Source organism: Trueperella bernardiae, from assembly GCF_001469025.1.
Lineage (GTDB): Bacteria > Actinomycetota > Actinomycetes > Actinomycetales > Actinomycetaceae > Trueperella > Trueperella bernardiae.
Genome location: NZ_LNIZ01000002.1, coordinates 287,986 through 300,708 on the forward strand (window position 1 = coordinate 287,986; position 12,723 = coordinate 300,708).

The window sequence follows — 12,723 nt, forward strand, 5'->3', positions numbered from 1 at the left end:
GTTCACAATCATGAAAGGAATAACTATGTCCACACCCACGTCCTCGCGCCTAAACACGCGCGACTTCATCAATATCGGCGTCTTCACCGCTTTGATGTTTGTCATCGTGTTTGCATTCGGAATGCTCGGGTTCATTCCGGCTGCCATGTATGCCGGTTTCCTGCTTTCTATCCTCGTTAACGGCATCGTCTTTGCGCTGTTTACTGCCCGCACTCCGAAGATGGGGGCATTGACAATCATGCTGATCCTCATCGAAGTCCTCTTCTTCGTAACGGGTCACTGGGTGGGAGGAATTGCGATCGCCGCTGTGTTCGGCCTGCTCGCTGACTTGGTGATCACCAAGGGGCCGAAGAGCGTGAAAGTTCGTGTCCCGCTGGCATATGCACTGTTTATCCTGCCGATCTATGTTTCCCCGTGGATTCCGCTATTTATGAACCAAGACGCGTATATGTCGCAGATCGCCGAACAAATGGGCGCAGACTACGCCGCCAAGATGGCGCAGGTTGTCACGATTCCGATTCTGCTGGGCTTCTTCGTCGTGATGCTCATCGTTGGCTGGCTTGCTGGTCTGTTGGGAACCAGGGTCGCGCGCAAACACTTTGAACGGGCCGGTCTTGTCTAAACTTCCCGACCCGCGCACGATTATCGCAGCGCTCGTCATCGTCTCCACCACGATCTACAGTGCCTACTCGCCGTGGTTCGTGTGTGCTCTGGGCGGATTCGCCGCCGTGATGCTGGCGAGCGCTGCGATCAACCCCAACACGCTCGTGCGCCCGAGCTGGGTGGCCGTATACTTGGCCACGTTTGCGGTCCTCGGCGGGCTCGTCTTCGTGATACCACTGGTGTGGAAGTCAACGGCCGGCGCGTTCCTCGTGCTGTTTTTGCAGTGGATGTGGCGATTCAGTGTCAGCGCAGGAATGGGAGCCTACGCGATCGGTGTGATCCGACCTGCCACCTTGCAAAAAGCACTCGCCAGCTCACGAATCCCGACCTGTTTCACGATCCCGATCTCAGTCGCGTTACGTGTGCTGCCCGTGATCGGCCACGAGGTTAAAGCGATCTCAGATGCCATGAAACTACGCGGCATGTCCGCGCTTTCCCTGCGTGCGGCCCAGTACTTCACAATCCCGCTGCTATCGACCGTGGTACGCAGCGGAGACGAACTGGCATCTGCTGCCCTTGTACGCGGACTGGGCGGAACCGCAAAGCCCACCTCAGTCACGGTCGTGAAATTCCGTGTGATCGACGCGGTCATTCTGCTCATCGTTATCAGCTTCGCGATATGGAGAATCGTCCTATGACAACAGCCCAAGCAACTGGGGTCACCTTCACCTATCGGGGAGCAGACCACCCCTCAATCAATGACGTAACCATCACCATCACACCTGGAACCGTCACCTTGCTGTGTGGTACGTCAGGGTCGGGGAAAACCACCGCGTTGCGGCTGTTTAACGGGCTCATCCCGCACTTTCACGACGGCGACCTTACCGGAAGCGTCACAGTCGACGACATTGACGTGGCACGAGTAGATTTATCAGAGCTTGCCCACCACTGTTCGACAGTGTTTCAAAACCCGCGCACCCAGTTCTACACCACTCACGTGCGTCAAGAACTCGCCTTCGGCCCAGAAAATCTCGGCCGCGACCCGCAGGAGATCTGTGCCCGCATTGACGAGGTTGCAGCCGAGTTAGGTATCGCCGACCTGTTGGAATCCCGCGTCACACAACTATCAGGCGGACAGATGCAACGCGTGGCCTGCGCCGTCGCCATGTGCAACAACACGTCGCTGATTGTCTTTGACGAGCCGACCGCGAACCTCTCAGCTGACGTTATCGACCAACTCGCCACACTCATCGCCAGGCTCAAAGCTGATGGACACACCATCATCATTGCTGAACACCGGCTAAGTTTCCTTTCCGGGATCGCTGACCGTGTCTACTGCTTCGATAAAGGTAACATCGCCCTCACCGCAACCGGCGAAGAGTTCTACGCTACCTCGGATGAGGAGCGCAAACAGCTTGGGCTGCGATCCCTAGTGACTGTGCCTATGCCACAACTTCCGCAACCGGCAGGAGATGGGCTTGAGATTGACAACCTCACCTTCGCCTACCGCCACGGAAACACGGTTCTCAACATCGGCCATCTGCTCTTTCCGGCAGGGAAAATCACAGCGCTCCTCGGCCCGTGCGGGTCAGGCAAATCAACACTGGCACGCATCATCTGCGGACTCGAAAAAGCCAAAGGTGCATCCATCACACTCAATAGGCAAAAATTCACCAACCGGGACGCATACCTCGTAATGCAAGACCCCACCCGGCAGCTATTCTCAGACACCGCTATTGACGAAGTCACGCTCGGGATAACGAGAGCCGAAAAACAACACATCGACGCCCAGGCGATCCTTAAAGAACTCGACCTCACCGACCATGAGGCTGATCATCCCCAAGCACTCTCTGGTGGGCAACGTCAACGTCTGGTTATTGCTACAGCGCTTGCCGCGAACAAGAAGGTCTACATCTTCGACGAGCCGACATCAGGTGTTGGCTACAAGCACCTTGTCGCGATTTCCCGAGTAATGCGTAAACTCGCTGACACTGGTGCCGTCGTCATCGTCATCACCCACGACGCTGAACTCGTTACCGAGGTCGCCGACCACGCTATCCACCTCGACCAAATCAACGCCTGCTAACGCAAACGCTCGCTCGGTCGAAAGAGAGGAAAGCATTTCCGCAGGTCAGGGCAAACGCGCTATACACTCGCTAACGCAAGCGATTTTCTTGACCCCCTTGGGGCATACTCGCTAACGCAAACGCCTACTTATCATTTTCGACGTCATAGTGGATACTTAGACGTCGAAAATGATAAAAGCCGCTTGAGCCCTTGAACCCCTTTTGAACAGGGGTTTTGCTGTTTCTGGGGCTGCTCGCTACTTCGCTGGAGGTTTGGCGATCCGACGGTCGTCGCTGTAACGCCCACTGGGGTGGCGTCCGTTTGAAGCCAAGGGGGTCTGGGCGAGTGCTTGCGTTAGCGGGTACCTAGTGCGGGGGCTAGAACATAAAATCTGGCATCGAGAAGGCTTCTGGCACGTTGTATCTGATTTCGTTGGCTTCTTTGCGGACGTTGATGTTCGAGCTTTCGAGAAGAATCGGGTTCAGGTGGGGCTTTCCTTCGTGAAGGAAGATTGCATTGGAAACGTTGGTTCGAATGTAGGTGGCGCTCTCGCGGGTGAATCCCAGCCGTTGGAGAAGGATGGTTTTCTGTTTCGTCGTGCCGTACTCGACGTATTCGTACCAGTCGTTGTCGAACTGCTCTACTCCGTGGACCTTCTTGTATTCGTTGGAGAATTTGAGGAAGTAGTTCGACAGGCTGAAGAGGATGACGTCTTCAAGAACTTTCAGGATTTCACTGATGACGATGTTGCGGTGCTGGAGCGTGTTCTCGTAACGGATCTCTCCTTGCCCTTTGATGTAGAGCGTTCCTTGTTGCAGGCGGTACTGGAGGGCACGGTTCATGATCGAACGGAGTCCGTGACCTTCCATCCATTGTGTAAGCAATACGGTGTACCAGCGCAGCATCGTGAGCTGGTTGCCGTACTTATCTGTTTTTCCGAGTGTTTCGGGGTCGTAGACGCGCCATTTGAAGATTGAGGCGAGCCTTTCGAGAAACGCGAGAGTTTCGTCGTAGTTGAACTTCCCGTCTGGAGAGATGCGCGGGTATTTGAGTCCGGCTCGGACAGCTTGAGTTAAGGATTCTGCTTGGTCGACAGATACGTTGATGTCGTCGTCTTGTTGCCCTTCTCTTTGCGCGAAGGACTCTCGGATTCGGCTGATGGTTTGGTCGTCGAGGTAGTCGGAGAATTCTTCACGCACCAGGCTTTGACGTCCTGTGGTGATGTCGCGTAAGAGCATGAGTCCGAATTTGCGCTTCATGTTGTAGCGCTCGTAGCTTTCATCTCCCTTGGCGAACTCGATCTGTCCTTCTTGAAGATCAGCAACGACTCCTTGCTTCATTTTCTTGCTGATAATTTGTGAGTCGGTTTGCACGGATAGCGTCTGTGCAGGAACGTTCGCTTGCAGGAGTTCCTTTGCCTTTTGCTCGGATGCAAGTTGGTTGCCCACGATGATGAATACGTTGCCGTAGAGGTTGAACTCGATACGTCCGACTCGGCCGATCAGGTTCTTGAAGTCGACTGTTGTCATTCCTGCTCTGCCGATTTTGTTGGTTGTGATGACGAGGTTGTCGGCGGGAAGGTTGACTCCTTCTAGAAGCGTGCTGGTACAAAATAGTGTCGAGATTTTGCCTTCGCGGAACAGGCCTTCGATGCGTTCGCGGATTGCTGGTGGGAGGTAGCCGATGTGGTAGCTGACGCCTCTACGGATGAGATCGCTGAGGTAGTAGTCCTCGTGGACGTCGCGTTCGATGTCTTTTGCGAGAGCGTCCAAGTCTTTATCGTTGAGGTCTGCCAAACCCTGGGCATAGTCACGTGCCGCTTGCACTGCGTGATGTCGGGCAGAATGAAACACGATGGTTTGCCCACGGTGATCTGAACCTCGTGATGATTCACTAACAAATCGGGTTATGCCCTGTACGGTAGCGTCCTGAGCTTGAAGTGAGGCTAGGTGCGTGAATTCTTGGGTGTGGTCGTTGTAACTGGAAATGGTGTTTTCGTGCAGGTTGACGAGGTATTTGAACTGTGCGACTGGCGAATACTGGGTTGCGACCGCGTTGGTTTCATTTTCGTCAGAGTTTGGATCAACCAGCCTTAGGAATACCTCTGGGTTGGGAATGTTGGGTGAAGCGAAGACGAAGTGTGGTGGCTTGTGGCGGTGTTGAAGGATTGTCACGGTTTGGTAGTAGAACGGGGCGCGGCTGTTCTTGCCTGAGAGTTTGTGTGATTCGTCGAAAAAGATGTACTCGAATTCGATCGCAGGTTTGCCGATCAGAAGGTAAAGCAGGCGTTCTGGGGTGAGTACGAAGATGAAGTTGTGATCGCCTTCGAGCACGATGTCACCTGCAGCACTGACGATTCGGTAGTTGTGTCGTTCTAGGTCTTCGCCAAGGTCAGCGATCAGTTTCGAGCGCGTCTCGTTGATCAGCGCTTTTGACGGCACGATGATCGCAAAGTTGGCCTTCACCCCGGATTTGATCTGGTTGGTGATGAAGGTGCGCATGATGAAGGACTTGCCCAAGGATGTTGGGGCTGAGAAGGAAAACTTGCCGTCAGTGAGGCGGTCGTAGATTTTCTTTTGCGGCGCGAAGAACTTCATCGACCTATCACCGGGTACGGTGAGGTATTCGGCTTGGTAGGCGTTGAATGCGGCGTCGAGGATGCCTGCATCGGAAGTCACGCCCAGCTGCTTCAGGCCTGGGTAGTTGCCTAGCGTGGTGAAGATTGCAGGAACGTATGCTTTCGTGCGGGGATCATTCGGATACAGGATGTGGCAGAGGAGCGCGATTTCTTGCGCCCATACCCTATGCTGGTCACGGTTGGTGGGGTGGGTTGATTTCGAGAGCAGGTCAGCGAACCGCAGCGCTGCTTCAAGATCCACGTCGTATGGTTGACGATTCGCCAGCCCTAATCGATGTAAACCGTAGTTGTGGAGCAGGTTGGCGTACAGCTGTTTGAGGAATTCGTTGGAGTCGATGTCGGCAAATACGAGATCGCCGACTGTTACTTGCTTGTCAGACATGGCTACCACCTTGCCCGCCCACGAGCCCATCCATGATTGCGACCGCGTCAACGTCTACTTCATTGAGGGGCAAAACGTAAATGTAGAACGAGTAGTTATCTAGGTTTCGGGTGTTGATCTCGTTGGCGATCATTTGGGCGTGCGCGGCGATATCTCCCTGCATTTTCTGATCGAGCGCAGACCGATACTGCTGATTGCCATAGTTTTTCGGATCTAGACCAATGTCGTAACCCAGAAACATCGAATAAGCGGTATCGAACCCGGGTGCCCCACCCGGCTTCGGGATCAACAGATCCTTCACGTAGCCTGCGGTCGCTGCGTCGAGGGTCTTGGTGAACACGGTATTCTCAGCGAGCTGAACCTCGTCTGAGCGGTTCTGCTCGATGTCTACGACGCGGTCGAATGCTGCAGTGATGGCATCCCCAATGTTGCCGACCACGCTGGAGGTTCCAAACACGATACTGCTGGTGGTTCGCTGACCGTCTGGTGTGAGCAGGTGGATGGCGTCGCAGCGGCTGTGGATCTGGCCTCGGGCCTGGTTGAGCTCGATCTTGCTCAGCACTTTGGGTGCTTCGAGAATTTGTTCGAGCAGGACGTAGAGCAAGATTTCGCCCAGCCCCATGCCGTCTTGTTGTGAACGCATCCGGCTCACAGCGTCGAGAGCGACTTCTTCGAGATCGTCTCGCTGCTTATAGCCTTCGTATTCGGCGCGCGAGAAGACGTAGCGTCCAACGTTTCGTTTGAGGAACTTGACGAGGGCTGTGTGGTCGAAGCGGTTGTTTTGGACAGACAGATGGAACAGGCGTAACTGTTCGTCGTTTCGAAGACCTAACGTGTTCGAATGCGCCACCTCGGTGAACGTGGACGCAAACGTGTCACCGCGCAGCGTTGATGTGATTGTCGCCTGTGCCATCTCGTATTCTCCCAAAAGGTGTCCTTCCCGCCTACAGCTTTTCGAGGATACGCACGAGCTCCGACAAAGTAACCGCCCCGTCCGGTGGAGTGACGCCATCTTCGAAGACCATGTAGTAGCGATAGCCATTGCCAGACATGTTCGCCCACGCCCGCCCGAGCCTAATCTTGCGGTTAGAATCGTCGTTCTTCAAATGCTCACCCTTGGTCTCGACAACCACGATGGTGCCGCTAGCGGTCATCACGACAAAATCTGGGTAGTGGTTGAACGGACCATTGAGACAAAAGCCCTTGCGTTCAATGACACGGTGCCACCAGCGAACGTTGTCCATTCCAGAGAAGCGACCAGCGAGTTCGAGCTCAAAGCCATTCATCTTGTCTTCGGCCCCATACAGGGAGCCGCCAATCAGGGAGGAAGCATGAATGGGCTGGATCGCTTTCGGGAACGCATAGAGTTGTTGAACATCAACGCGTCGGGTCTCGATGTCCTCATAGAACCGCTTGACCTTATGCGCTTCCAAAAGACCGTCAATTTTCTGCTTGACCTTGCTTGCTACCGCATGCGGGTGCTCTTGATAGGTCAGCAGCTGCTCGGTGCCGAAGGCCTCAACCGTCCGCACGATGTATGCCCGCAGGTCAGAGTCAGTGATCGAATTGATCGGTTTGATCCGTTGGTAGATCGCTTCAGCCGTGTTACGTTTTTGTCCTTCGATGCTCAGTTTCGAGAAGTGTTCGCGCATGAATTTCTGGTCGGTACTCGACATCCGGAAGGCTTTAGGAACCTCTGAGTCTTTTCGCACGTCAATCTTGTACATCTGCTCATCGGCCGTCGACAAGTCGATATCGATGTCTTTCGTAGCCAAGTCGAAGTCACCGGCTAGTGCCTCGTGCTTGAGCTCGTTGTATCCCTCATGAGCGGTCGGGAACAATGCTGATCCGGGTTCTTGAATGACGAATTGGGGAAGGCGAAGGGTTTCGATCTCGTCAGCGAATTCGGGGTTCACGAAGCTCGTGTCCACAGCATCCTCCAAATCCGAAGGCACGAAGCCCTCACCCATCTGGGCGGCTTCTTCGGCCTCCTGCTCATAGTCCGCACCCTGCTGAGCCGCCTGCTCGATCATCGAAGCAACCGTCAGATCCGGCGAAGGCTCTGGTGAACTAGCGGATTCTTCTCGCGCATCTAAATCCGCTGCAACCTGTTCTTCATCGAACTCCAGAAACTCTTCAACGTCCATACCTTCCACTGAGTCTGACGACGTAGGGGCAGGTTTGCTGGACTGGTTCGCACCAGTGAAGTCGAAAGCTACTTGATCGGCTGTACGGAAGTCGCGCTTGGAGAATCCGGCACTGTTGAGCCCTGCAACGATCTGTTTGAGCGTGACGCCGAAATCGTTCGAGGAGGTCAACACGTAACTCATGTTTAACAACGTATTCGGCTGCTTCTTCGCGTGGGGTTGGCGCAGAACACGGCCAAGGATCTGTTCAACATCAACCTGGCTGGTTTTGTTCGCCAACGACGCCAGAATGTAGGCGAAGGGGCAGTCCCAACCTTCCTTCAACGCGTTCACGGTGATGATGAACCTGATCGGACACTCCTCGCTGAGCAGATCCACGCCCTTGAGCTCGTTTACGTCGGCGGTCTTGATCGCGATCTGCTCTGCAGGAATACCAGCCTTAACCAGCTTGTCACGCAGCCGCTCAAACGAAGTCGCATCCTCGCTCGTCTTCGGCTGAGCCTGGAACAACACGATCGGGCGAATATAAGCGCCACCACTTTCATACTGCTGTGTAGCAGCGACCTCTAGAGAACGGCGAAGATCGATCGCATCCGTAACAACATCCTTTTGCGAGGACCGGTTATACGCAATGACCGGAAGTTTAACCATGCTCTCGTTCTTGAGCGAGAGCGCATCCACATACGAGATCACGTTCGCTTGCCGCTTCGGGGTCGCGGTCAAATCAAGAATGAACGCTGGGTTAAAATTCGTGAGCATCTCTTGGCTTAACGTGCTCGTCGCGTGATGCGACTCATCCACGATCACCACCGGATTCAACTGGTTAATCACCTGAAACAAAGCCGTCTCATCCGCGTTCTCGATCAGCTGCTCCGGGGCACCAAACGCAGTCGAGAACGACGCCAGATTCCCATTGGCCTGGTATGCCTTGCGCCCGTCCTTTGTCCGTGAGCGGAACGAGTCATACGAGAGCACCATCACCGACAACTGCTCAGCCACCGTCGACGGGCTGAAATTCTGCCCCGCCAGCAGCTCTTCCTTCGAATACACCTCAACCCGGCCACCAAAATCAGTATTCAACTTCTGCCGATACGGGTGCGAGGAATTCTTCAACGCCGCCAACGTCTGCGTCAAAATCGAATCCGACGGCACCAGCCACACCACAGCCTGTTTCCGCGTCGGCGGCAAAGCCTCAAAAATCGGCTTCACCGACGCACACGCCAAAAACGTCTTCCCACCACCAGTTGGGACCTTGTAACACACGTGCGGAACACCATCGATCACATTCTGGTAGCCCGGCATCTGCAGGGTGCCAACCTCAATCTGGCGAGACTCCCAAAACATCTTGAAAGCCTCGCTCAGAGTGGGCTGCTCGTTAAGCTGGGTGAGGTAATCCTCCAGATCGGCAATCACCCGGTTTTGATACTTCTTCAACTCCATGACCAACACTCCTTAGAGACGGGTGATATCCCGAGGGATCTTCTTGAACGTGATATTCAGCGAGCGCAGCTCCTCATCCGACAACAAACAGGTATCGGCATAAATCACATACGAACTAGCCGCACACTCGATCGGGATAGAAGCCAGATAGCCACGATCCAAACTCGTCACACGATCCGGCTCATACACGAAAAACAACGACGCATCCTCATGCCGTCCTAAGAAATACGGATGAGCACTGGTCGGATTCGAGAACGCCTGTCCTGTCTCGGTGAACCAGATGTATTCGCACACTCGATCCAACGGCACGTCTGGGTTCAAGTCACCATCAACAAGAAGCGGCGCGCCAAGCTCATAGAAGGAGAAGTCACCTCCCGTACCCGAAACGTCATGGTCGTGAGACTGTGTGGCGACAACTTGTAGATAGGAGCTACCCGATTTACCTGTCACTTTCGTGGTGATCTTCGGGCGGGAGACCTTGGTGTATTTGCCCTGAGCTTCCTGGTAGATTTTGTTTGCCTCGGCGAGCAGGCCGTCGGCTTTCTTCATCGCCGTCAACGTGAGCTTGTGCTCGTACAGCGTGATCGATTCTTCTGACTCGCCCTTGTAGCCAGTGATCGCGCGACGGACACGCTCAGCAGTCACCGAGTCGGCATAATCACCTAGCTCGACAAGGATAAATGAACGCTCGCCTTTATCGGACTTGTTGACGTTGAGCACTGCATGGCCCGTCGTACCAGACCCCGCAAATGAGTCGAGGACGATGTCCCCCGGTTTAGTTGCGATCTTCAAGATCCGTTCGATGAGCCGGGTTGGCTTCGGAGTATCAAACGCGACACGGCCGTCAAAGATCGCACGGATCTCCTTCTTCGCCTCATCCGTATGACCGGCAACCTCGTATGGCCAGAAGTTCGTCGGTAGCAGCCCACCCACACTATCGAGGTATGTCTTGCGACGGACGCCACCTTCGCCGCCTTTGGTGAAGTAGAAGCGAGGCCACTGGCCGCGTTCATACACTGCGCGCGCATCGGCTTGAGCTTCCTCCAACGGTTTCGCTAATACGAGACCCAAAACGCCGGGCTTCACTTCATCAGCAGGTACGCCACACACCCGTGCGCGCTTCGCAGCGTCATCGAGATCCTTCAACTCATAGGCAGTCCAACCAGAAAATATGCGGAACATCTCCGGTTGTTCATAACGCCAACAATTCCCAGTGCCCGGATAGATCATTGCTCCCGTAAATGGGTGTTGAATCGCGTAGACCATGCCCTGGTGTGTAGCTGCTCCCGGAGCGAATGCATCTGAGCTCGTCCAAGCAGTCCTATCGCCGTCAGGATTACTGTACTTATCATCCATTTCGGCTGTGCGTTCGAGCTTGTTGGGGTTCCAGTCGGGCTGTTTGGAGAACGCGAATAAGTGCTCAACCTCGGCAGGGATTCCTTTGGAATCGTTACGGGTCGAATAGGTGCGCTGCCACGAAATATCAGCCACGAAACAACGAGCCCCAAAGATCTCGTCACACATAGCCTTCAGGTGGGCAGCCTCATTGTCGTCGATCGAAATAAAAATAGCACCAGTCGGTGCAAGCAGCCGCTGCAGCAGGCGCAGGCGCGGGTACATCATGCACAACCACTTGTCATGGCGGGAGAGGTCTTCGCCTTCTTTGCCGACGACTTCACCGAGCCATTTCTTGATTCGTGGGTCGTTGACGGCGTCGTTGTAGATCCAGCCTTCGTTGCCTGTGTTATAGGGAGGATCGATGTAGATACAGTCGACTTTTCCTTCATAGCGAGGCAGGAGCGCTTTGAGGGCTTCGAGGTTGTCACCGTGAATAATCATGTTCTGGGAGCCGTTATCCTCCTGATGCTGCCCGTGCTCGTTGTAGGAGTATTGGCGGTCGAGGACGCGGTAGGGAACGTCGAGGTGGTTGGTGATCACCTTGTCTTTGCCGACCCAGTTCAGTTCTGGCATTAGCGTTCCTCCTTAGGCTCGTGAGTGTTGTTGGGATGTGGTTCTTCTGCGGCTTGACCGGTGCGGACCCATTCGTCGATTTCTGAGAGTTTGAATTTCCAGACCCTGCCGACTTTGTAGGCGGGAAGATTGTGCGTCACGATCCATTTCGTGATGGTTTCCCGGCGCACACCGAGGTGAGCTTGTGCTTCTTTCATGGTGACCCAGTTTTCTAATTCAGCTTCGCTCATCATCCCTACCTTGTCGAGTGAAGATCCGGGTTAATAACTGTGGCATCGACATTGAATGTTGTAGTCGCTTGAGGGAAGCAGTTCTCGCCTTCCTGGTTGCGCATTTCCCAGTGGCTTGAGGCCGCCCCTTCATAGCCTTGCGCCCGAAACGTGCAAGAAATCTTGATGAACTTTCTTGTCGCTGGCGGGCTTTCAGGAATGGCGATTTGTTTGGTGCCGACGGGTCGTATTCGCGGGTCTGTTGGATTCGTACAGACGAGTGTCCGACTGGTCCAGTCGATGCTGCCAACGTTGCGCAGTGTCCATGTGTGAGTGAACTCGGCCCAAAATCCTGGCTTGTGTTTTTGCAGTGCGGGCGGTTCCGTCACGTCGACGCGATCTCCTTGATAGAGCGGCTGCGGTGCAGGGTTGATCTCGTCTGGTTCCTGGCCTTCAAGGCGAAGTCGGTAGCAGTGTTCGAGGACATCGCAATGGTTTGGATCGTGGATGATCGCGTCGAACCAATCTGTGAGTGCCCAAATGAACGCTTCTGGTTCGATAGTGAGGGTTGAGGGCAGCCCGGCGTCTTTGCCGACTTCTTGGCAACGATCATCCAACGTGCGCTTCGTGCTTGGGAGGGGCCTCAGGTGGCTAAGAAGGAAATCATGCAAAGATTTCTTGTTCACCGGCGTTGAAAATGATTCGTATTGCGGTTCGGAGATCGGTTTTGCTCCGGTGAAGATCTTGCGTGCGTACTCGTCATCTAACCGCTCTGCGCTGCCAGCGTGTTGGAATACGGCTTGGACGAATTTTGCCTGGTTAGTGATGGGACTCTTCCGCTTATAAACAGCGCGACAAAACTCGGGCAAACCCATATGCGTCACGCTCCTCTATGCCGAGTCCCAAAACTAGTCCCAGAAGTCCCAGTTTTTGCTTCCCTCACCGATCTGAAGTCCCAAAACCACAGCGTTTGATGAGTATGTGAGCAAAACACGAGCCGACGAGACGAGCAACTGTCATCTCATTATCGCACGCCGACTCGCGCGAACGCTCATGAACACGCACCAAGTGGTGGTGGGTGTCGTAGCGAGAGCGAAGGAGGTGAAGAGCGTGGGTAGGAACCGTAAGCAGACATCGCGTGCTGTGGCACGCAAGGCATCAGCTGTGCTGCGCGATGGCCGTTCTTCGGCGCGGACCAAGTCCGTTGCCGCCTCGGCATTAGCGCAGACTAAGCCGTCCAAGCGCGGCAAGTAGTCGTACACAGCC

The 12,723-nt window shown here is 54.6% G+C and carries 9 protein-coding genes; 3 read left to right on the forward strand and 6 right to left on the reverse strand.

The window, feature by feature from the left end:
• Positions 1-25 precede the first annotated feature (25 nt).
• The 3 genes from AQZ59_RS03265 to AQZ59_RS03275 are packed head-to-tail and all read left to right on the forward strand — an operon-like array spanning position 26 to position 2,689.
• Positions 26-622 (forward strand): MptD family putative ECF transporter S component, encoded by a 597-nt coding sequence (locus tag AQZ59_RS03265; protein ID WP_062613095.1) that lies wholly within the window; start codon positions 26-28, stop codon positions 620-622.
• Entirely contained in the window at positions 615-1,301 is a 687-nt protein-coding gene (locus AQZ59_RS03270; protein WP_062613097.1) for an energy-coupling factor transporter transmembrane component T family protein, read from the forward strand. Before AQZ59_RS03265 ends, AQZ59_RS03270 begins: the two co-directional genes overlap by 8 nt.
• Positions 1,298-2,689 (forward strand): ABC transporter ATP-binding protein, encoded by a 1,392-nt coding sequence (locus tag AQZ59_RS03275; RefSeq protein WP_062613099.1) that lies wholly within the window; start codon positions 1,298-1,300, stop codon positions 2,687-2,689. Before AQZ59_RS03270 ends, AQZ59_RS03275 begins: the two co-directional genes overlap by 4 nt.
• Before the next feature lie 358 nt (positions 2,690-3,047).
• Here the strand turns inward: AQZ59_RS03275 and AQZ59_RS03280 are convergent, their stop codons facing one another.
• The 6 genes from AQZ59_RS03280 to AQZ59_RS09070 are packed head-to-tail and all read right to left on the reverse strand — an operon-like array spanning position 3,048 to position 12,332.
• A complete protein-coding gene (locus AQZ59_RS03280) occupies positions 3,048-5,690 on the reverse strand; it encodes a DEAD/DEAH box helicase (protein WP_233187376.1) in 2,643 nt (880 codons plus the stop codon).
• The gene (locus tag AQZ59_RS03285; RefSeq protein WP_062613102.1) at positions 5,683-6,603 is read right to left on the reverse strand and encodes a HamA C-terminal domain-containing protein; all 921 of its coding nucleotides are present in this window, start codon (positions 6,601-6,603) and stop codon (positions 5,683-5,685) included. Before AQZ59_RS03285 ends, AQZ59_RS03280 begins: the two co-directional genes overlap by 8 nt.
• A gap of 31 nt (positions 6,604-6,634) precedes the next feature.
• On the reverse strand, positions 6,635-9,277 hold the full coding sequence (locus tag AQZ59_RS03290) for a DEAD/DEAH box helicase family protein (RefSeq protein ID WP_062613104.1): 2,643 nt from the start codon (positions 9,275-9,277) through the stop codon (positions 6,635-6,637).
• 12 nt (positions 9,278-9,289) lie between these two features.
• Positions 9,290-11,248, reverse strand: a complete 1,959-nt coding sequence (locus tag AQZ59_RS03295; protein ID WP_062613106.1) for a site-specific DNA-methyltransferase — start codon at positions 11,246-11,248, stop codon at positions 9,290-9,292.
• The gene (locus AQZ59_RS03300; RefSeq protein WP_236698649.1) at positions 11,248-11,481 is read right to left on the reverse strand and encodes a helix-turn-helix domain-containing protein; all 234 of its coding nucleotides are present in this window, start codon (positions 11,479-11,481) and stop codon (positions 11,248-11,250) included. Before AQZ59_RS03300 ends, AQZ59_RS03295 begins: the two co-directional genes overlap by 1 nt.
• Positions 11,482-11,483: 2 nt before the next feature.
• Positions 11,484-12,332, reverse strand: a complete 849-nt coding sequence (locus AQZ59_RS09070; protein ID WP_071129489.1) for an NBR1-Ig-like domain-containing protein — start codon at positions 12,330-12,332, stop codon at positions 11,484-11,486.
• Between the last annotated feature and the right edge of the window lie 391 nt (positions 12,333-12,723).

Coding starts and splice junctions, on each gene's coding strand:
- AQZ59_RS09070 (WP_071129489.1), bottom strand. CDS start 12,332: ATGGGTTTGCCCGAGTTTTGTCGCGCTGTTTATAAGCGGAAGAGTCCC.
- AQZ59_RS03275 (WP_062613099.1), top strand. CDS start 1,298: ATGACAACAGCCCAAGCAACTGGGGTCACCTTCACCTATCGGGGAGCA.
- AQZ59_RS03295 (WP_062613106.1), bottom strand. CDS start 11,248: ATGCCAGAACTGAACTGGGTCGGCAAAGACAAGGTGATCACCAACCAC.
- AQZ59_RS03265 (WP_062613095.1), top strand. CDS start 26: ATGTCCACACCCACGTCCTCGCGCCTAAACACGCGCGACTTCATCAAT.
- AQZ59_RS03280 (WP_233187376.1), bottom strand. CDS start 5,690: ATGTCTGACAAGCAAGTAACAGTCGGCGATCTCGTATTTGCCGACATC.
- AQZ59_RS03285 (WP_062613102.1), bottom strand. CDS start 6,603: ATGGCACAGGCGACAATCACATCAACGCTGCGCGGTGACACGTTTGCG.
- AQZ59_RS03290 (WP_062613104.1), bottom strand. CDS start 9,277: ATGGAGTTGAAGAAGTATCAAAACCGGGTGATTGCCGATCTGGAGGAT.
- AQZ59_RS03300 (WP_236698649.1), bottom strand. CDS start 11,481: ATGATGAGCGAAGCTGAATTAGAAAACTGGGTCACCATGAAAGAAGCA.